This window comes from Pseudomonas sp. LBUM920 (assembly GCF_003852315.1).
In the GTDB taxonomy this organism is placed as follows: domain Bacteria; phylum Pseudomonadota; class Gammaproteobacteria; order Pseudomonadales; family Pseudomonadaceae; genus Aquipseudomonas.
The window spans coordinates 4,853,428-4,872,160 of record NZ_CP027762.1 but is presented as its reverse complement, the minus strand read 5'-3'; the positions used below and the strand labels follow the sequence as shown (position 1 = coordinate 4,872,160).

The following is an 18,733-nucleotide window of genomic DNA, read 5'->3' as shown; positions in this document are numbered from 1 at the left end:
CTCCCACATTTTGATGTGTGAACACCATCAAATGTGGGAGAGGGCTTGCCTGCGATGGCAGCACCTCGTTCCTAGAGCGAAGCCATCTCGGTTTCAGCTTCAACAGCCTTTGCCGCCTGCAACTGGCGCATCTGCTCGCACCCCCACAACACCCGCTCGGGTGTGGCCGGTGCATCAATCCTGGGCTGATGGCGATACTCACCCACACTTGCCACGGCATCCTTGATCGCGCACCACGAGGCAATCCCGAGCATGAACGGCGGCTCGCCCACGGCCTTGGAATGGAACACCGTGTCCTCCGGGTTCTTGCGGTTTTCCACCAGCTTCACGCGTAAGTCCAGGGGCATGTCAGCCACGGCCGGGATCTTGTAACTGGCCGGGCCGTTGGTCATCAGCTTGCCTTTGTTGTTCCACACCAGCTCTTCCATCGTCAGCCAGCCCATGCCCTGGATAAAGCCGCCTTCCACCTGGCCGATGTCGATGGCCGGGTTCAGCGAGGCGCCCACGTCGTGCAGGATGTCGGTGCGCAACATTTTGTATTCGCCAGTGAGGGTGTCGACGATCACTTCGCAGCACGCCGCGCCGAACGCGAAGTAATAGAACGGCCGGCCCCTCGCCTGGCTGCGGTCGTAGAAGATTTTCGGGGTCTTGTAGAACCCGGTGCTCGACAGCGAGACCTGGGCGAAATACGCCTGCTGGATCAGGCTCTCAAAGGTCAGGATCTGGTCGCGTACCCGTACGTGACCATTGTGAAATTCCACATCGGCTTCACTCACGTCGTATTTGCGTGCGGCAAATTCCACCAGGCGCTGCTTGATGGTTTCGGCGGCGTTCTGGGCAGCCTTGCCGTTCAGGTCGGCACCGCTGGACGCGGCGGTGGGCGAGGTGTTGGGCACTTTATCGGTGTTGGTGGCGGTGATCTGCACGCGGTCGATGTCGACCTGGAACACTTCGGCCACCACTTGCGCGACCTTGGTGTTCAAGCCCTGGCCCATCTCAGTGCCACCGTGGTTCAAATGGATGCTGCCGTCGGTGTAGATGTGGATCAGCGCACCGGCCTGGTTCAGGAAGCTGGCGGTAAACGAAATACCGAACTTCACCGGCGTCAGCGCCAGGCCTTTTTTCAGGATCGGGCTGTGGGCGTTGTACAGGCGGATGGCTTCGCGGCGCTCGGCGTATTGGCTGCTGGCTTCAAGTTCGGCGGTCATCTCTTCGAGCATGTTGTGCTCGACGGTCTGGTAGTAGTGGGTGACGTTGCGCTCGGTCTTGCCGTAGTAATTGACCTTGCGCACCGCCAATGGGTCCAGACCCAGGTGCCGAGCGATGGCGTCCATCACTTCCTCGATGGCGACCATGCCTTGTGGCCCACCGAAGCCGCGATACGCGGTGTTGGAGGCTGTGTTGGTCTTGCAACGATGGCCATTAACGGTGGCGTCGCCCAGGTAATACGAATTGTCGGCGTGGAACATCGCGCGGTCGACAATCGAGTTCGACAAGTCCGGCGAGCAGCCACAGTTACCCGCCAGTTCCAGATTGATCCCGTGCAGGCGACCCGTGTCGTCAAAGCCCACGTCGTATTCGATATAGAAGGGGTGGCGCTTGCCGGTCATCAGCATGTCTTCGACGCGCGGCAGGCGCATTTTGGTCGGCTGGCCGGTGAGGCGCGCAACCACCGCGCACAGGCACGCGGGGCTGGCGGCCTGGGTTTCCTTGCCGCCGAAACCGCCGCCCATGCGGCGCATGTCGACGACGATTTTGTTCATCGACACGTCCAGCACTTCAGCCACCAGCTTCTGCACTTCGGTGGGGTTTTGCGTGGAGCAGTAGACAATCATGCCGCCGTCTTCGGTGGGCATCACCGACGAGATCTGGGTTTCCAGGTAGAAGTGTTCCTGGCCGCCGATGTGCAGCGTGCCCTGGATACGGTGTTTCGCCGTGGCCAGCGCGCCCGCCGAGTCGCCGCGCTGGTGAGTATGGCTGTCGAGCACGAAATGCTTGTTGCGAAAGGCCTCCACCACGTCCAGCACCGGCTCTAGGTCTTCGTATTCGATCACCGCCGCCATGGCCGCTTTGCGTGCGGTTTCCAGGTCGCGGGCGGCGACGGCGAGCACCACCTGGCCGACAAACTGCACGGTGTCGATGGCCAGCAGCGGGTCGCCGGGCATCAGCGGGCCGATGTCTTTCAGGCCCGGCACGTCTTCGTGGGTGATCGCGATGCGCACGCCGTCAAAGGCGTAGCAAGGCGCGGTGTCGATGCTGAGGATGCGGGCGTGGGCGCGGTCGGACATGCGCGCATACAGGTGCAGTTGGTTGGGGAATTCCAGGCGGTCATCGATGTACTGCGCCTCGCCGGACACATGCTTGGCGGCGCTGTCGTGCTTGACGCTGCGGCCGACCCCGCAGGTCAGGTCCTGGGCGAACAGCTCGGCGAGTTCGGCCTGGGTTTTAACGACGGCGTGATGGTTAGACATAAGCGGTCACCCGAGTCTCGATGTGCGGCGTTTGCAGTTCGATGAAGTATTTGCGCAGCAGGTTTTGCGCGCTGAGCAGGCGGTATTCCTTGCTGGCGCGAAAGTCCGACAGCGGGGTGAAATCCGCGGCCAGGGCGGTGCAGGCTTTCTCCACCGTGGCGGCGTTCCAGGTGGCGCCAACCAGCACGGTCTCACAGCTTTTCGCGCGTTTGGGCGTGGCGGCCATGCCCCCGAAGGCGACGCGCGCCTCGTTGATCACGCCGTTCTCGATCTTCAGGTTGAAGGCGGCGCACACCGCAGAAATATCATCGTCCAGGCGCTTGGACACCTTGTAGGCACGGAACAGTGTGTGGCCCTTGGGCACGATGATTTTCTCGATGAACTCGCTGTCCTGACGCGCGGTGACGCGGTAGTCGATGAAGTAGTCTTCCAGCGCCAGGGTGCGGCGCACGTTGCCTTTGCACAGCACGATCTGTGCACCCAGGGCGATCAGCAGCGGTGGTGAATCGCCAATCGGCGAGGCGTTGCCGATGTTGCCGCCCAAGGTGCCCTGGTTGCGGATTTGCAGGGAGGCGAAGCGGTGCAGCAAGTCGCCGAAGTCCGGGTACTCGTGGTGCAGCGCGGTGTAGCAGTCGGAGAGGGCGGTGGCGGCGCCGATTTCCAGGCGGTCATCGAAGCGTTCGATGCGCTTCATTTCGTCGATATTGCCGACGTAGATCATCACCGGCAGTGTGCGATGAAACTGCGTGACTTCCAGCGCCAGGTCAGTGCCGCCGGCCAGCAGCCGGGCTTGCGGGTAGGCGTCGTAGAGGTCGGCGAGGTCGGCGACGGTCAGCGGCACCAGGCAGCGTTTGTCGCCACTGTTGAGTTCGCCGGTCTGCGTTGGCGCGATGGCTTTGAGGCGGGCGATGGTCTCGGCCTGGCGGCTGTCGAACTGGTCTACGGGTTTGTTGCAGCAGGCCTGTTCGGCGGCGGCCAGGATCGGGCGGTAGCCGGTGCAACGGCACAAATTGCCGGCCAGCGCTTCGTGGGCTTTTTGGCTGTCGGGCGCGTCGCTGTTCTTTTGCAGGGCAAACAACGACATCACAAAGCCCGGTGTGCAAAAGCCACATTGCGAGCCGTGGCACTCGACCATGGCTTTTTGCACGCTGTGCAATTGGCCTTGGTGCTTGAGGTCTTCAACGCTGATCAGCTGTTTGCCGTGCAGCGACGACACAAAGGTCAGGCACGAGTTGAGGCTGCGATAACGAATCTGCTCGGCGCCTTGTTCATCGTGGTGCAATTCGCCGACCACCACGGTGCACGCCCCGCAATCGCCGCTGGCGCAGCCTTCCTTGGTACCGGATTTGCCCAGGTGCTCACGCAGATAGTTGAGCACGGTCAAGTTGGGGTCCAGGGCGTGCTCACTACGGAGTTCCTGGTTGAGTAAAAACTGGATCACGGAAGGCCTCGCAGACTCATTATTGTTGTTAACCGCTTTGCGCCGAATCTAGTCATGTCTGACTTTTCGGTCAACGATTTTCTGACCAGAAGGTCAAGAAATTGTGATCACAACACTTTCAATTATGGTCCAGTCTTCTGGAACCGTTGTTTTTGGCGGCTTCTGGCTTTTCATCGCTGCTTATTTCATGCCAAATTCGCCACCGTGGGCGTAGCGCCATCAGCGGGCCAATGCGCTACACTGCCGCGCTTTTACTGATAGAAGATTCTGAAGGGAAAACATGACGTTCAAGGCGCCGGACAGTCTCGCCGAGCAAATTGCTCACCACCTCGCCGAACGTATCATTCGCGGCGATCTCAAGCCTGGGGAGCGGATCCAGGAACAGAAAGTCACGCTGGCGCTCAATGTCAGCCGTGGTTCCGTGCGTGAAGCCTTATTGATCCTCGAGCGCCGCCACCTGATCGCGATCCTGCCGCGCCGTGGCGCCCACGTCACCGAGCTCACCGCGCACAAGGTGCAGAGCCTGTGCACGCTGATGGGCGAGTTGTACATTCTGCTCGGCAATGCGGTGGCCGAGGGCTGGAAGGTGCAGGCCGACATGGCGCCGTTCCTGCAGATCCAGCAGCGTCTGGTGAATAGTTTTGAGCGTCAGGACATCCGCGCCTTCGTCGAAGAAAGCTTCAACGTGATGCGCGCCGCGTACCCTTTTGCCAACAACCCGTATTTGCAGGAAACCGTCGAGAACCTGCAGCCGGCGATGAACCGCGCCTATTACCTGGCACTGGATCAACGCAAAGCGTCCATGAGCGAGTACCTGGCGTTGTTCGAGCAACTGCTCGCTGCCGTGCTCGCGCGTGACCTGGCGCAGATTCGCCTGGTGCTGTCCGCCTACGGCCAGCGCAGTTGTTCATTGGTCATCGCTGCGTTGGCGGACGCCTAAACGTGCGGCTCAAGTGCATCAAACTGGCGGGGTTCAAATCCTTCGTCGACCCGACCACGGTGAACTTCCCCAGTAACATGGCGGCGGTGGTGGGGCCCAATGGGTGCGGCAAGTCGAACATCATCGACGCCGTTCGCTGGGTGATGGGCGAGAGTTCGGCAAAAAACCTGCGCGGCGAGTCGATGACCGACGTCATCTTCAATGGCTCCACCAGCCGTAAACCGGTGAGCCAGGCCAGCATCGAGCTGGTGTTCGACAACTCCGACGGCACCCTGATCGGCGAATACGCGGCGTACGCGGAAATTTCCATTCGCCGCAAAGTGACGCGCGACAGCCAGAACAGCTATTTCCTCAACGGCACCAAGTGCCGGCGCCGGGACATCACCGACATCTTTCTCGGCACGGGCTTGGGCCCGCGCAGCTACTCGATCATCGAGCAGGGCATGATCTCCAAGCTGATCGAAGCCAAGCCCGAAGACCTGCGTAATTTCATTGAAGAAGCGGCCGGCATCTCCAAGTACAAGGAGCGCCGCCGCGAGACCGAAAACCGTATCCGCCGCACCCACGAGAACCTCGCCCGCCTGACCGACCTGCGCGAAGAGCTGGAGCGCCAGTTGGAGCGCCTGCACCGCCAGGCCCAGGCCGCCGAGAAGTATCAGGAATACAAGGGCGAAGAACGCCAGCTCAAGGCGCAACTCTCGGCCCTGCGCTGGCAGGCGCTGAACGATCAGGTCGGCCAGCGCGAAGCGATCATCGGCACCCAGGAAATCAGCTTTGAAGCGCTGGTGGCCGAACAGCGCAATGCCGACGCCAGCATCGAGCGTCTGCGTGACGGTCACCATGACCTGTCCGAGCGCTTCAATCTGGTGCAGGGGCGCTTCTATTCGGTGGGCGGCGACATTGCCCGTGTCGAGCAGAGCATTCAGCATGGCCAGCAGCGTCTGCGCCAGTTGCAAGATGATCTGAAGGAAGCCGAGCGCGCCCGCCTGGAGACCGAATCGCACCTGGGCCATGACCGCACCTTGCTGCTGACCCTCGGCGAAGAGCTGGACATGCTCACCCCCGAGCAGGAAATCACCAGCGCCGCCGCCGAAGAAGCCGCCGCCGCCCTGGAAGAAGCCGAAACCACCATGCACGGCTGGCAGGAGCAGTGGGACGTTTTCAACCTGCAATCCGCCGAGCCGCGCCGCCAGGCGGAGGTGCAGCAGTCGCGCATCCAGCAGTTGGAAACCAGCATGGAGCGTTTGGCCGAGCGTCAACGGCGTCTGCAGGAAGAGCGCGTGTTGCTCGCCGCCGACCCGGAAGACGCGGCGATCATGGCGTTGAGCGAGCAACTGGCCGAAAGCGAGATGACGCTGGAAGAGCTGGAAGCCAGCGAAGAACAACAAGTGGAGCGCCTGGAGCAATTGCGTCAGCAACTGCAACAGGCGACCCAATCGCAGCAGCAGGCCCAGGGCGATTTGCAGCGGCTGAACGGCCGATTGGCGTCGCTGGAGGCCTTGCAGCAAGCCGCGCTGGACCCCGGCACCGGCACCGCCGAGTGGCTGCGCGACCAGCATCTGGCCGAGCGCCCGCGCCTGGCTGAAGGGTTAAAAGTTGAAGCGGGTTGGGAGCTGGCGGTAGAGACCGTTTTAGGCGCCGACCTGCAGGCTGTGCTGGTCGACGATTTTGGTGGCTTTGACCTGGCCGGCTTTACTCAGGGCGACCTGCGTTTGCTCAGCCCGGCGGCCGATGGCACGCGCGTGCCGGGCAGTCTGCTGGACAAGGTCGAGGCGGCGATTGACCTGTCGCCCTGGCTGGGGCAGGTCAAACCGGTGGATTCCCTGGAGCACGCCCTGGCGCAGCGCGGCCAACTGGGCGCGGGCGAAAGCCTGATCAGCCGCGACGGCTACTGGGTCGGCCGCCATTTCCTGCGTGTGCGCCGTGCCAGCGAAGCGGAAAGCGGCGTATTGGCCCGTGGCCAGGAAATCGTCAACCTGAGCGCCGAGCGCGAAGAACGCGAAGCCACCCTCGAACGCCTGGAAACCGAACTGCAAACCCTGCGCGCCACCCAGCGCCAGCAAGAGACCGGCCGCGAACACCTGCGCCGCCTGTTGCAGGACGAAGCGCGCCAGCAAGGTGAACTCAAGGCCCAGCTGTCGGCGAGCAAGGCCAAGGTCGAGCAATTGACCCTGCGCCGCACCCGTCTTGACGAAGAAGTCGCCGAGATGGGCGAGCAACGCGCCCTCGAGCACGAACAGATCGGTGAGGCGCGCCTGCAACTGCAGGAAGCCCTCGACAGCATGGCGCTGGACACCGAGCAGCGCGAACTGCTGTTGGCCCAGCGCGACAGCCTGCGCGAACGCCTTGACCGCGTGCGCCAGGAAGCGCGCCAGCACAAAGATCACGCTCACCAATTGGCGGTGCGCCTCGGTTCATTGCAGGCTCAGCACGCGTCCACGCGTCAGGCCCTTGAGCGCCTGGAGATGCAATCCGAACGCCTCACCGAAAAGCGCGAGCAACTGAGCCTCAACCTGGAGGAGGGCGAAGCGCCGCTGGAAGAGTTGCGGCTCAAGCTCGAAGAATTGCTCGACAAGCGCATGACCGTCGATGAAGAACTCAAGACTGCGCAAATCGCCCTGGAAGACGCCGACCGCGAACTGCGCGATGCGGAAAAACGCCGGACCCAGGCCGAGCAGCAATCCCAGTTGATTCGCGGCCAGCTCGAACAGCAGCGCATGGAATGGCAGGCCCTGACGGTTCGCCGCAAGACCCTGCAGGACCAGTTGCTGGAAGACGGCTACGACCTGCACGGCGTGCTTAATACGTTGACCGCCCAGGCCAATGAGAAAGAAGCCGAAGAAGAACTTGAACGGATTGCCGCGCGTATTCAGCGACTCGGCGCGATCAACCTTGCGGCCATCGACGAGTACCAGCAGCAGTCCGAGCGCAAACGTTATCTGGATGCCCAGGACGCCGATCTGGTGGAAGCCCTGGACACCCTGGAAAACGTGATCCGCAAGATCGACAAGGAAACCCGTAATCGCTTCAAAGATACCTTTGATCAGATTAATGGCGGTTTACAGGCGTTATTCCCGAAAGTTTTCGGTGGAGGCAGCGCCTACTTGGAACTGACGGGCGAAGATCTACTCGATACAGGGGTAACGATCATGGCGCGGCCTCCGGGCAAGAAGAACAGCACCATCCATTTGTTGTCCGGTGGCGAAAAGGCACTGACGGCATTGGCACTGGTATTTGCGATCTTCAAGTTGAACCCGGCGCCGTTTTGCATGCTCGACGAAGTTGACGCCCCGCTGGATGACGCTAACGTTGGACGCTACGCTCGGTTGGTTAAAGAGATGTCCCAGACCGTGCAGTTCATCTATATCACCCACAATAAGATCGCCATGGAAATGGCCGATCAATTGATGGGTGTAACGATGCACGAACCCGGCTGTTCGCGTTTAGTGGCGGTGGATGTGGAAGAGGCGATGGCGCTCGTGGACGCCTAACGGCGAGTTGCTAGTTACAAGTGCTTGAGGCTTAAAGCTTGCAGCTTGAGGCTCACAGTTGACGGCTGGCGCAAGAGTTCTTCCAGGTGGCCGAAACATGGCAAATCGACACATTTCGCGCCAACTGTGTAAAGTTATCGAAGGTCGTGCTAGTTTATTGTCAATTCCTCGTATGCGTGGGCAAAACGTCAGTCAGAACATAGAGTTGGCGCCACGTTTTAAAGCGGTTTGGATGTTGCTAAACCCCTTATTTTTCAGCATTTTTTATTAGAGGCACGGGATTACATGGAAATCGGTCTGCGCGAGTGGCTGATCGTCATCGGCATTATTGTCATTGCCGGTATTCTTTTTGATGGCTGGCGCCGCATGCGCGGTGGCAAGGGCAAGCTCAAGTTTCGTCTGGACCGCAACCTGTCCAACTTGCCTGACGATGATGGCAGCGCCGAACTGCTGGGGCCGCCTCGCGTGCTGGATACCCATAAAGAGCCGCAACTGGACGAACACGACTTGCCGTCGATGAGCGCGCCGGTGCGTGAAGCCCGTGAACCGTCTTCCAAACGCGGCAAACGCGGCAGCGCCGCAGTTGCCGAGCCGCATCAGGGCGACCTGAACCTTGACGTCGATGATGGCCCGAGCTTCAGCAGCCGTGATGATGATTTCCCCGACGAGACCCCAACCAAAAGCGCGCCACGCCAGTCAGTCAATGACCAGCCGGCCGCTGAAGAAGTCTTGGTGATCAGCGTGATCTGCCGCGACGCCGGCGGTTTCAAAGGCCCGGCGCTGTTGCAGAACATCCTGGAAAGCGGCTTGCGTTTTGGCGAGATGGATATTTTCCACCGTCACGAAAGCATGGCCGGTAACGGCGAAGTGCTGTTCTCCATGGCCAACGCGGTCAAGCCGGGCACTTTCGATCTGGACGATATCGACCTGTTCAGCACCCCGGCGGTGAGCTTCTTCCTCGGCCTGCCAGGCCCGCGTCACCCCAAACAAGCGTTCGACGTAATGGTGGCCGCGGCCCGCAAGCTGTCTCAGGAACTCAACGGCGAGCTCAAGGACGACCAACGCAGCGTCCTGACCGCCCAGACCATCGAACACTACCGTCAGCGCATCGTCGAGTTCGAGCGTCGCGCCCTGACACAGAAACGCTGAGGATTGGTCTTCAGCGTTGTCAGTAGAATAAGCGCACTAACATATTGAGCAGCTTCGGCTGCTCTTTTGCTTTCTGAGAGAACACCCATGACCGCCGCCCATACCCGCATCCTCCAATTGCGCGCTGAACTGGATCAGCACAACTACCGTTACCACGTGCTCGACGAGCCGAGCATTCCGGACGCCGAGTACGACCGGCTGTTCCACGAGCTCAAAGCCCTGGAAGCCGAGCATCCGGATTTGGTAACGCGTGATTCACCGACGCAGCGGGTCGGCAGTGCGGCGTTGTCGGCGTTCACTCAGGTCAAGCACGAGATACCGATGCTCAGCCTCGGTAACGCTTTTGACGAAACCACCATGCTCGAGTTTGATCGCCGGGTCACCGAGGGCCTCGACCTGCCGGTGGGCGATCTGTTTGGCGGTGGCGCGGCGGTGGAATACAGCTGTGAGCCCAAACTGGATGGCCTGGCGGTCAGCCTGCTGTATCAGGAGGGCGAACTGGTGCGCGGCGCCACCCGTGGCGATGGCACCACTGGCGAAGACATCAGCGTCAACGTGCGCACTGTGCGCAATATCCCGTTGAAGCTGCACGGCAGCGGCTGGCCAGCGACCCTGGAAGTGCGCGGCGAAGTGTTCATGTCCAAGGCCGGTTTCGAGCGCCTGAATGCCTCGCAGCTGGAAGTCGGCGGCAAGACCTTCGCCAACCCGCGCAACGCGGCGGCTGGCAGCCTGCGCCAGCTGGACTCGAAGATTACCGCCAGCCGCCCGCTGGAGTTCTGCTGCTATGGCATTGGCCAGGTCACCGCAGACATCAGTGACACCCATATCGGCAACTTGAAGCAGTTGCAGAAGTGGGGCATGCCGATCAGCCACGAACTGAAGCTGGCCAAGGGCATCCAGGAATGCCTGGACTACTACCGCGATATCGGCGAGCGGCGTAACAGCCTGGCTTATGAGATCGACGGCGTGGTGTTCAAGGTCAACAGCATTGCGGCCCAGCGTGAGCTGGGTTTTCGCGCGCGTGAACCGCGCTGGGCCATCGCGCATAAATTTCCGGCCATGGAAGAGCTGACTGAACTGCTCGACGTCGAATTTCAGGTCGGTCGTACCGGCGCCGTCACCCCCGTTGCACGCCTCAAACCGGTCAAGGTCGCGGGTGTGACCGTGTCCAACGCCACCTTGCACAACATGGATGAAGTCGCGCGCCTGGGCCTGATGATCGGCGATACGGTGATCATCCGCCGCGCCGGTGACGTGATCCCGCAAGTCGTCTCGGTGGTCACCGAACGCCGCCCGGAAAACGCCCGCGCGGTGCAGATCCCCGAAAGCTGCCCGGTGTGTGGTTCCCACGTGGAGCGCACGCAACTGGTCAAGCGCAGCAAGGGCAAGGAAACCGTCAGCGAAGGCGCGGTGTACCGCTGCGTCGGGCGTCTGGCCTGTGGCGCGCAGCTCAAGCAGGCGATTATCCATTTCGTCTCGCGCCGTGCCATGGACATCGACGGCCTGGGCGACAAGACCATCGAGCAGCTGGTGGACGAAAAACTCATCGGTTCGCCGGCCGACCTCTACACACTCAAGTACGAGCAGATCATCGACCTGGAAGGCTTTGCCGATATTTCCAGCAAGAAGCTGATCACCGCCATCGAAAACAGCAAGACCCCGACCCTGGCGCGCTTTATCTACGCCTTGGGCATCCCGGATGTGGGCGAGGAGACTGCCAAGGTGCTGGCGCGCTCCCTGGCGTCTCTGGAGCGTGTGCAGAAGGCCTTGCCGGAAGTGCTGACGTACTTGCCGGACGTGGGCCTGGAAGTGGCGCACGAGATTCACAGCTTCTTTGAAGACAGCCATAACCAGGAGGTGATTGGCGCGCTGCTGTCGCCGGAGCAATGCGGCCTGCAATTGCAGGATCAGGGCGACCTGAGTGCCGAGTTCGCCGCCAGCACCACCTTGGGCGGCTTGCTCGACAAACTGCACGTGCCCAGCGTTGGGCCGGGCGCTGCGCAGAAACTGGCGGATAAATTCGGCTCTCTGGAAGGCGTGATCAAGGCTGACTGGCTGGACATGCGTCAGGCACTGCCTGAAAAGCAGGCCAAGGCCGTGCGCGAGTTTTTTGATAATCAGGACAATGCCAACCATGCCCTGGCCATTGAGCAGCAGCTCAAGGACTTCGGCATGCACTGGCAGAGCGAGAAGAAGGTCGTCGAAGGCTTGCCCGAAGCAGGGCACACCTGGGTACTCACCGGCTCTCTGGAGCTGATGAGCCGCGATGTGGCCAAGGACAAACTCGAAAGTCTGGGCGCCAAGGTGGCCGGTTCGGTCTCGGCGAAAACCCACTGCGTGGTGGCTGGGCCGGGCGCCGGCTCGAAATTGGCCAAGGCCAGCGAGCTGGGCTTGAAGGTGTTGGACGAAGAAGCGTTCGTGGCATTCCTGGCCAAGCACAACATCACGGTCTGATGGCGCGTGTGGGGAGTGAGCTTCTTGATGTGGCGAGCGGGCTTGCCCCGTGTCGGGCTGCGCAGCCGCCTCGCCTGTGGAACGATCTCTCACGGGAAATGATCTAGTCTTGGTCACCCAGGGAGAGATCGCCATGTTCCGCTACTTTGAGCAACTCAGTTCACGCATCGCAGCACCCTTCGCGGCGGGCGCATCTCGTAACAGCAAAGTCTGGCAGTGCCGCTGTGGCCAGTCCCTGTTCTTTCGCAACAGCCAGTGCCTGGCGTGCCAGGCGCTGCTCGGTTATCAGCCGCAGCAAAGCCGCCTATCGTCTTTACAGCCGGGCCCGGTTGTCGGGACTTGGCTGCAAGACGACAACCTTGACGCCGGCGCCTTCCGTCGCTGTGCCAACCTTGACACTCCCGCCGCATGCAACTGGCTGATCCCGGCGCACAGTACGGCGCCGCTGTGCGTGGCGTGCAGTCTGAACCGCACCATTCCCGACCTTTCTATTGCGCAAAATCATGAGCGCTGGCGCAAAGTCGAAAACGCCAAGCGCCGCTTGGTCGCGCAATTGATCAGCCTCGGCCTGCAAGTGGTGCCCAAGAGCGTCGATGAAGACAACGGCCTGGCCTTCGACTTTGTCGGCGTCGACCTGGAAGGCAATGCTCCAATGACGGGCCACGCCAACGGTCTGATTACCCTCGACATCAAGGAAGCCGACGACGCCCACCGTGAGAAAGTCCGCGTACAAATGCGCGAGCCTTACCGCACGCTGCTTGGCCACTTTCGCCATGAGGTCGGCCACTACTATTGGGACCGCCTGATCGCCGATACCCACTGGCTCGAACCTTTTCGCGCCTTGTTCGGCGACGAACGCGCCAGCTACGCCGATGCCCTCGACCATCATTACCAGAACGGCCCGCGCCCCGACTGGCAGCAAACCTGCGTCAGCGCCTACGCCACCATGCACCCCTGGGAAGACTGGGCCGAAACCTGGGCCCACTACCTGCACATGATGGACGCGGTCGACACCGCCCTGGGCTTTGGCATGAGTGCCCGTGAGATGGACCTGGATTACCAGCCGTTTCCCCTCAGCACCCTTTACGACCCTGAGCACCCAGGCGGTGCGGCGTTCCTGTCGTTCGTCAACGCCTGGATCGAACTGGCCGGCATGCTCAACGAACTGTCGCGCAGCATGGGCCAGCCGGATTTTTATCCCTTTGTGCTGCCGCCGGCAGTGATCGCCAAGCTGCACTTTATTCACCTGGTCATCCAGGAAGAGGGCGGCAAGGCAGATGAAGCCGTGATTCTGTAGCGGCACAAGTGCTTGAGCCCCTTGATTTTTTAATCCTGAACCAACTGTTGTAACTTCCGATGAGATCGGTACAATGGCGCGGCTTGCCGAGAGGCGAGCGTCGTTATGGTGACCCCATCGGTCCCCCCGCAACGATTACCCGTGAACCTGGTCAGAGCCGGAAGGCAGCAGCCACAGCGGGAACATTGTGTGCCGGGGTGTGGCTGGTGGGGTTGCCTCCATAACGCTCTCCCGCAACGCCCTCTGTTTCAAATCAAAAAATGTCTCTTCAGTCATCTGCCCATCTGTAGTGTGCAGCGATGACGGCTTTTTGCTGGACAACCTTCGACCGTCTGCTAGCGTCAATCATGCGTTTTTTTCAAAAAATGACCGTGGTGCTGGAGTAGTAAAGAAGTGATGGCACTCCTTCAATCAGAAAGGATGATTGCCATGCACAGCCTCCAAGGTTTACCCAGTCGTATCAGTGGTTCCGTCGGCACCCCCGGCAAGGCCCGCAATGATTCTGATGATGTTCGATCCATTCAGAATCTATTCAACCTGATCACCCCCAAACCCGCGTCGCCTTTGCTGGTGGATGGCAAGTGCGGCCCGCTGCTGGTCCAGCGCATCAAGGACTATCAATCCAGTCGTCTGAAGGTCGCCACCCCCGACGGCGTGATTGACCCGGCAGGCCGAACGTTCAACACCCTGCTCGAAGACGCGCGCAAGGCAACTCCCGTGACCCCGGCAAACGACTCGGCCGTTGCCGCTGCCGCCCCAACCCCGCCACGCCCTCCGGCGCCTGCTCCGGCCCCAGCAGACACACTGCAGTTGGTTACAAAAGCCACCTGTGATGGACGTGTGACGCTGACCGACGCTGACTTTCAAAGCGCCGCGACAGCATTGGGCAGCGGTATTTCGGTGAACATCATCAAGGCCTTTGCCACTGTGGAATCGGGTGGGCGATCCGGCTACGGCCCGGCCCAGATGCCGGTGATCGCGTATGAAGGCCACATCTTTCGCAAATACACCCAGCAGAAGTACGACAAGGCCTATCCCCCGCTGTCATACGCCTACCGGGAGAAAGCCGGCCCGCAATGGAAAGCCAACAACAAAACCCAGGCGGTGGCGTGGCAGACCCTGGCCGATGCGTTCAAGTTAAATCAGGAGGCGGCGTTGATGTCGGCGTCGTACGGCATGTTTCAGATCATGGGCTTCAACTTCGCCGCCTGCGGTTACAAGAGCGTCTTCGATTTTGTCAGCGCGATGAAACTCAACGCCGGCCAGCAACTGATGGCGTTCGTCGGCTTTTGCCGCAAGAACCCGACGTTGTTCAAGGCCATGAAGAACAAGGACTTCGCGGGCATGGCCGCCCAATACAATGGGGCGGATTATGGCGATTACGACAAGCGAATCCAGAAGGCCTTTGAGGCGCTGGAGAGGAAAAAGTAGCCGTGCATGACGGTTGTTTCACAACGTGCAAAGCGCCCACTGGACAACCCAAAACCATCTTGTTAGTTTCCGCCAGCCGCTTGTTTCAAGGTGTAACAAGAGCGCTGCATTGATATTGAAGTGCCACCACTTCTTTAACTTACAAGGATGTCAGTGATGAAAAGCCTGCAAGGGTTGCCCCGTCTTATCAGTGCTTCGGTGGGCGCGCCGGGTAAAGCGCGCAACTTGCCTGCCGATGTTCAGTGCATCCAGTATTTATTCAATTTGATCATTCCCAAGATGGGTTTTCCGCTGGCCGAAAACGGCAAGTGCGACGGCCAGTTGGTGCAGTGCATCAGCCAGTATCAGTTTCGCCACCTTAAATACGCGCACCCCGATGGGGTGATCGACCCCACCGGGCGTACGTTCAACAGCCTGATCGAAGAAGCGGTGAAAGTGCCGGTGAAGGCGTTTCCGACGATGCGCATTCCAAGCTTTCTCAACGCGTTCGGCAATAACAACGCCGATGCGGTGCAGGCCACCGTCAATGTGTACCTGGACCGCATGCGTGCGATGGTCGAGGCCGAGCGCCGCAACCGGCAATTGATGCTCCAGCCCACGTGCGACGGCGGCATGACGCTCACCGAAACCGACTTCCAGAACGCCGCCACGCAGTTGGGCAGCGGTATTTCGGTGAATATCATCAAGGCGTTCGCCACTGTGGAGTCCGGCGGGCGTTCCGGTTTCGGGCCGGCCAAGTTGCCGGTGATCGCTTTTGAAGGGCACCTGTTTCGCAAGTACACCAAGCACATCTATGACCAGGCACACCCACTGCTGTCGTATATCTACGTGAGGAAGGCCGGGCCACAGTGGCAAGTCAACAACAAGGACCAGGCCAAGGCCTGGGAAACCATGGCCACCGCCTTTGCGCTGGATCAGGAAGCGGCCTTGATGTCAGCGTCCTGGGGCATGTTCCAGATCATGGGGTTCAACTACGCCTCCTGTGGTTACAAGACCGTGTTTGAATTCGCCGCGGCATTAAAGATCAATGCCGGCAACCAATTAAAGGCGTTCCTCGGTTTTTGCAGCAAAAGCCCGGCGTTGATCAAAGCCATGAAAGACAAAGACTATGTGGCCATGGCGCGCAACTACAACGGTGAGGATTACGGCGACTATGACCGCCGTATCAAGAAGGCCTACGAAGCACTGGAAGGGAAGAAATAAGATGATGCGTTTTCTGGCAGTGGGTGTTTTGTCGTTGTGCGCTATCGCGCCTGCATGTGCAGACGAAACAGCCTTGCACTCAGGCAAGTACGAAGGGCTGATGCTGGCGGTCACCCCTGAGCGTCAAGTCGAAGGTTTCTACTCGGAGGAGTTGGGTGAGGGCGTAACCCGCACCTGTACGTTTTACCTGCAAGGCGCGCCCGACGCGCTGACGACCTGGGTCGATGACGCCTACCCTGGCAGCGTGACGGCCTCGTCCGACGGCGTGACGCTGACCGTGGAACAAGGCCGCCAGCACCCCGGTTGTCTCAGCGTGCTGATGCCGGAAATCGCCACCGGGCTGGACCTGACCCAAACCGCCCGCAAACAGTGGATCGGCCTGGTGACGGTCACTGCCGACAAGGCTTACCTGCTCAAAACCCCTGGCGACAACGCGGGCAAGCATCCGTATATCGTCAAGGACGATGTGGTCGGCGTACTGGCTTTCAAGGATGGCTGGGCCCAGGTTGAATTCACCAATGCCAAGGACCGCTCGTTCACCGGCTGGATCCGCCAGGATCAATACAGCCGCCTGACTGCGCCCAAAAGCTGAACCACGACGCTCTACCAGGGAAAGTCCTACCTGCCGGTCAGGACCCTGCGCGTCGATGAGGTGATGTGCGCAAAAGTGACGCAGGCGCGCGGCAAACCCGAAACCTTCTACGTGGTTACCCACGATGATGCCTTCATGCTTGCCCCGATCACGCCGCGTGGCGCACTCAACGTCCCGATGAAAGGCAAGGTATTCGATTACCTGTTGAGCCATCAGCAGAAGGTGTTCACCGGTATCGAGGGTGCTGCGTTATGTAACGGTGCCGGGCTACAAACCAGGGATGGCGGCTGTGGATGAGTTTGCGATCGTCAACCCTTGCCCGGGCGCGCAGCAGCCAGAGCCTGCTGCGCAGCACTGAGCCAACCCCTGCGCCGCAACGTGTCATGCACGTTGCGGCATTTTTGTGCCCGGGGTTCAGGCCTTGTTGCGGTTGAACAGCTTGCGGATCACGGCAAACAGCGCCACAACGCCGACCACCAGGAACTTCTTCGCCGCCAGCAGGAAGATGCCGATCTTGGCAAACAACCCGGCCTTGGCCGCTATCCCGCCGGCCACCAGGGCCGCCAGGCCGTAAGTGGCCAGCTTGTCGGTCTTGGGGTTGAAGTCGGTGTACAGGTTGCCGTCGGTAAAGTTGGTAAAGGCCAACACCTTGGGCATTTCCTGCTTGATGGTGGGCAGGTCGGCCATGGCGGCGACGGCGTTGAGTTCCAGTACGCCTTCACGGCCCAGCACGCGGATGCTGTAGTTGAGGGTGGTCTGCTGGGCGTCGTCGGCTTTCAGCTCGCGGGCCCAGTACATTTTGTGAGTGGTATCGTCGTAGCGCGGCGGTTCGGCCCAGCCCAGCAGGTGCAGGCCGGCGTAGCCTTGTTTCTGGCGTTGCTGGTTGTCTTCCTCGTCTTCTTCCTGCATCTGCTTGAGCAGTTCGGCGTAGTCGATTTTCGCCGCATCCTCGTCGGAAACGTGCCCATCAGCCTTGTAGCTGACGATCACGCCCCAGCCGCGTTCCGACAACGGGCTGACTGCTTTTGGCACGATCATGCCCAGGGTCTTGAAGCCGGGTGGGTTGCCCCAGCCATCGGTCAACAGGCGCTCGGTGTCGGCGGGGTCGAGGTAGTAGAACTCGTCGTTGAGCTTGAGCGTGGCAATGCCGCTGGGCAGCATGACCGTGCCGGTCTTCTGCTTGAGTGAGGCGAGGAAGTGTTCAGCCGTTTCAGCCGGCGCGCTGGCTTCGGCGGGCGCGGGCGCAGGGGCAGCAAAGGCAGGTAGGGCAGACAGGCTCAGCGCAGCCGCCGCCATCAACACGCGGATGTAATTCATGGTAGTCCCTTACATTTTGAATTAATTTCGCGGAAGAATACTGAAATTCGCTGCCCGGGTCAGCCAAAAGTCTCCCGCAGCAGCCCGGCAAACGCGTCCCGCGCCAAGTGCCGCTGGGTGTCCTTGTGCCAGAACAGCAGGTTGTCCACGGCCTGCAGCTCTTCAAACCGGTAGGAGGCCAACTGATTGGCCTGCTCATAACGGGCCAGGATGCCTTCCGGCGCCAATGCCACGCCAATCCCCGCACTGACACAGCCGATGATCGTGCCCCAGCTGGCATAGCTGGCGATGCTCGGTTTGAATGCATGCGGTTTGACCCAGTTCTCCAGCGCCGCCCGATACGGGCAACCCGTTGGCCATACCAGCAGCGTTCGACCGGCCAGGTCTTCGGCGCTGGTGATCGGGGCGCTGGATGCGCTGGCGATCAGCACCAGGCGTTCGCTGTAGACCACGCTGTGTTCAAGCTTGGCGCGTTTGCCACCACAGGCCACCAGCGCCACATCGAGGCGATGGTGTTGCAGGTCGTCCAGCAGCTGCGCCCAGACGCCGGTGACCAGTTCGAGCGAGACGTCCGGGTAGCGCCGATGGTATTCCGCCAGCAAGGGCGGCAGGCGGCCGCTGGCGCTGGATTCCACTGCGCCGATGCGCAAGGTGCCGCGGGGGATGGCGTCGGCATCCACCGCACGTTTGGATTCGTCTACCAGCGCCAGAATGCGTTCGCAGTAGTCCAGGAAGATTTCCCCGGCGGCACTGATCGCCAGCCCGCGCCCGGCACGGATAAACAAGGGCGTGCCCAACTCGCTTTCCAACTGCTTGATCCGCGTAGTGATGTTGGACGGCACGCAATGCAATTGCAGGGCGGCCTGGGCCACGCTGCCGGTTTGCGCCACGGCTCGCACCATTTTCAGTTGGGCCAGTTCCATTGCTCAGTTCCAGTGATTTCAGAA

The 18,733-nt window shown here is 60.7% G+C and carries 13 protein-coding genes and 1 other RNA gene; 10 read left to right on the top strand and 4 right to left on the bottom strand.

Translation table 11 applies throughout. From position 1 onward, the window contains the following. Window positions 1-71: 71 nt before the first annotated feature. Both xdhB and xdhA read right to left on the bottom strand, forming a co-directional pair. A complete protein-coding gene (xdhB, locus tag C4J83_RS22480) occupies window positions 72-2,471 on the bottom strand; it encodes a xanthine dehydrogenase molybdopterin binding subunit (RefSeq protein ID WP_124418238.1) in 2,400 nt (799 codons plus the stop codon). After that, window positions 2,464-3,912, bottom strand: coding sequence for a xanthine dehydrogenase small subunit (gene xdhA, locus C4J83_RS22475; RefSeq protein ID WP_124418237.1), 1,449 nt, complete (start codon window positions 3,910-3,912; stop codon window positions 2,464-2,466). The genes xdhB and xdhA overlap by 8 nt, the downstream gene beginning before the upstream one ends. Window positions 3,913-4,192: 280 nt before the next feature. Here xdhA and C4J83_RS22470 point away from each other — a divergent pair, with 280 nt between their 5' ends. The 10 genes from C4J83_RS22470 (at window position 4,193) to C4J83_RS22425 (ending at window position 16,766) form a co-directional block, all read left to right on the top strand. Further along, complete coding sequence (locus C4J83_RS22470) at window positions 4,193-4,852, top strand: GntR family transcriptional regulator (RefSeq protein ID WP_106576322.1); 660 nt, start codon at window positions 4,193-4,195, stop codon at window positions 4,850-4,852. Window positions 4,853-4,854: 2 nt separating this feature from the next. Beyond that, entirely contained in the window at window positions 4,855-8,343 is a 3,489-nt protein-coding gene (smc, locus tag C4J83_RS22465; RefSeq protein WP_119742120.1) for a chromosome segregation protein SMC, read from the top strand. A 285-nt stretch (window positions 8,344-8,628) separates the two neighbouring features. Continuing rightward, window positions 8,629-9,492 (top strand): cell division protein ZipA, encoded by an 864-nt coding sequence (gene zipA / locus C4J83_RS22460; protein WP_119742122.1) that lies wholly within the window; start codon window positions 8,629-8,631, stop codon window positions 9,490-9,492. Between the two features lie 87 nt (window positions 9,493-9,579). Further along, on the top strand, window positions 9,580-11,946 hold the full coding sequence (gene ligA / locus C4J83_RS22455) for an NAD-dependent DNA ligase LigA (protein WP_119742124.1): 2,367 nt from the start codon (window positions 9,580-9,582) through the stop codon (window positions 11,944-11,946). A 133-nt stretch (window positions 11,947-12,079) separates the two neighbouring features. Then, window positions 12,080-13,243 (top strand): zinc-binding metallopeptidase family protein, encoded by a 1,164-nt coding sequence (locus tag C4J83_RS22450; protein WP_124418236.1) that lies wholly within the window; start codon window positions 12,080-12,082, stop codon window positions 13,241-13,243. A 115-nt stretch (window positions 13,244-13,358) separates the two neighbouring features. Beyond that, an RNA gene (gene ffs / locus C4J83_RS22445) (signal recognition particle sRNA small type) lies at window positions 13,359-13,455 on the top strand. A 217-nt stretch (window positions 13,456-13,672) separates the two neighbouring features. Next, window positions 13,673-14,674: an N-acetylmuramidase family protein gene (locus C4J83_RS22440; RefSeq protein ID WP_124418235.1), complete on the top strand. Its 1,002-nt coding sequence runs from the start codon at window positions 13,673-13,675 to the stop codon at window positions 14,672-14,674. Between the two features lie 156 nt (window positions 14,675-14,830). Beyond that, window positions 14,831-15,877 (top strand): N-acetylmuramidase family protein, encoded by a 1,047-nt coding sequence (locus C4J83_RS22435; RefSeq protein ID WP_119742130.1) that lies wholly within the window; start codon window positions 14,831-14,833, stop codon window positions 15,875-15,877. Window position 15,878: 1 nt separating this feature from the next. Then, entirely contained in the window at window positions 15,879-16,469 is a 591-nt protein-coding gene (locus tag C4J83_RS22430; RefSeq protein WP_124418234.1) for a hypothetical protein, read from the top strand. A 63-nt stretch (window positions 16,470-16,532) separates the two neighbouring features. After that, window positions 16,533-16,766 carry a hypothetical protein gene (locus tag C4J83_RS22425; RefSeq protein WP_164487958.1) on the top strand — a complete coding sequence of 78 codons (234 nt, stop codon included), beginning with the start codon at window positions 16,533-16,535 and terminating at the stop codon, window positions 16,764-16,766. Window positions 16,767-16,883: 117 nt separating this feature from the next. Here C4J83_RS22425 and C4J83_RS22420 read toward each other — a convergent pair whose 3' ends face one another. Together C4J83_RS22420 and C4J83_RS22415 are read right to left on the bottom strand one after the other, a co-directional pair. Beyond that, entirely contained in the window at window positions 16,884-17,786 is a 903-nt protein-coding gene (locus tag C4J83_RS22420) for a DUF2167 domain-containing protein (protein WP_124418232.1), read from the bottom strand. 59 nt (window positions 17,787-17,845) lie between these two features. Further along, window positions 17,846-18,709, bottom strand: a complete 864-nt coding sequence (locus C4J83_RS22415; protein WP_124418231.1) for a LysR family transcriptional regulator — start codon at window positions 18,707-18,709, stop codon at window positions 17,846-17,848. Window positions 18,710-18,733 lie beyond the last annotated feature (24 nt).